General features: G+C 55.8%; 1 pseudogene. It reads right to left on the bottom strand.

Features of this window, described 5'->3' with window-relative positions:
• Positions 1-109 precede the first annotated feature (109 nt).
• Positions 110-233: pseudogene (locus SB751_RS35540) on the bottom strand (glutathione S-transferase family protein); the annotation flags it as partial.

The raw sequence follows: 233 nt of genomic DNA, 5'->3' as shown, positions 1-233 counted from the left end.
ATGGAAATACGCGCCGCATCTTCGTTAACCGGCATAAATATGCCTTTTATAAGAAATTTTTGCCATTAAAAGGTACATTTACGCCGATTAAATCAAAGCGGCGAAATGCTCAATCGCGATCAGGCGCGCCCAGCGGAAGCAGGTGCCGATACGGTCGCGCTTCCTCCACCGCGCGCGCAAACGAAGGGCGTGCGAGCAACCGCGCGCGATACGCCCGCAGCGCGCTGAAGCGC

This window comes from Cupriavidus sp. SIMBA_020, from assembly GCF_046535395.1.
GTDB classification, from domain to species: domain Bacteria; phylum Pseudomonadota; class Gammaproteobacteria; order Burkholderiales; family Burkholderiaceae; genus Cupriavidus; species Cupriavidus campinensis.
This window is presented reverse-complemented; position numbering and strand designations above follow the sequence as displayed.